Origin of the sequence: Bacteroides sp. An19 (genome assembly GCF_002160215.1) — a bacterium.
GTDB lineage: Bacteria > Bacteroidota > Bacteroidia > Bacteroidales > Bacteroidaceae > Phocaeicola > Phocaeicola intestinalis.
Genome location: NZ_NFKD01000132.1, coordinates 1 through 1,672, shown reverse-complemented (window position 1 = coordinate 1,672; position 1,672 = coordinate 1). Strand labels below are relative to the sequence as shown.

The 1,672-nt window shown below is 48.8% G+C and carries 1 protein-coding gene; it reads right to left on the bottom strand.

Annotated features, from left to right (window positions below):
• Window positions 1-368: 368 nt before the first annotated feature.
• Window positions 369-1,672: AAA family ATPase (locus B5F25_RS20815; RefSeq protein WP_087251744.1), on the bottom strand; the 1,304-nt coding region annotated here is incomplete at its 5' end.

The window sequence follows — 1,672 nt, the reverse complement described above, 5'->3', positions numbered from 1 at the left end:
CAAAGCTTTGGATTCCTATCGGGTACTTCATCGTGCATCAAGTTTTGGATTTACGCAAAGAAACAAAATTATTCTGAAAGGGACAATAAAAAGGCGGCTCAAAAGAACCGCTTTTTTATTTATCACCTCTGCTCTTGGTACTGAAAAATGAGATACGTTCATAAAAGTACGCCTGCAATGGCTACGGTGACTAATTGCTTATCCGCAAGCTTATGAGTCCTCGCATAATCCTAATATACTAGGACTGCAGTCCTAATACATATAGGACTCCAGTCCTGATGCGTGAAAACAACAGTCCCAGTATGTCAGGACTGGGAAAGGATTGTATTAACTCCATTTAATCAGGTTGTTAAGACGGTTGATAAACATTAACCTACTTTCCAGTCCTCCACCGTCCCCGTTTCGGAAGAGAAGTTCACACCTATTTTATATAAGGTGCGCGGGTCGGCTTCGTAGGGTCGGGCATAACCTTTCGCCTCTATCTGCACCAAAGCCTCGTCCGCCGTACCGTCGCGCTTGAACTCGAAAATATAGATGTAGTCATCCGTCTCCACGATGCAGTCGGCACGCCCCTGGCTCTGCTCCTTCTCCGTATAGACCGTGTAGACGCTTATCAGGCGGAAGATGAGGTAAAGCGTATAGTGGAAGAAGCGTTCCTTTTCCGCCTCGTCCTTCTTGGCACGCATTGAGTATGGAATACTGGCAAGAAAAGAAGTAAACAGCTTGCGGAGTTGTTCGGGTTCGCCTGCTTCCAAGGCATCCAGTACGTCTTGTATCCAGCCGTTTACACTTTCCCCCGGCTGCAGGTAATTGGATGCGACTAAAGACACGAAACCGTTCTTCACTTCATTATTCGGGAAGTCGAGCAGGAAAGTGCCTCGACGAAGGTTGTAGCCCTTGATGGTCAGATAGCCGCTCTGGTAAATCATCGGCAAGGGCTTTTCCACGTCCGCCTTATAGTCGACAAACTCTTCGGGGCGGTAATAGCGTCCGGTCAGTTCGTTCAAGTTCTCCTGCGTATGGTTCAGCAGGCGGACCAGATAAGTGGGTGTGCCGCTGGAGAACCAATAGTCACGGAGTGCCTTTTTGGCAAACGCGTTCAACAGACTGAACGGATTGTACACATCCGTCAGGTTGCCGCTGAAGTGATAGCCGTCATACCGGTGCTTCAGCATCTCCAGCATCCCTTCTTCAGTAACTTTATATTTTACCGCCAATGCCTTGATAGGCTCGGCAAAATAATGCTCCAGTTCTTCCTGTGTGATGCCGCAAAGCGTTTCATACTGCTCGTCCATGCTGATGTCGCTCGGCTGGTTGAACCCGCTGAACACACTTACCTGAGAGAACTTGGTCACGCCCGTCAACAGCACAAACTGCAAGTCCTCGTCAGCGGTTTTGAATACCGAATAGAAACTCTTCAATATTTCCCGATTACGGTCTTCCAGCAGACGCCTTTCATCGTCTACCGTAGTGGCATATCCCGTATCCAGCACGTCAAGGATAGGTTTATCGTATTCGTCTATCAATACCACGCAACGTCTGCCGTACCGTTTGCGTGCCTGATGCAGCACATGGATAAAGCGTGCGCCTGTCGTTTGCGCCGTATCGCTCCTACCATACTGCTTTTCCCAGGCTGCCATGGTCTCTTCTATTCTCGCTTCCAAATTGCCTG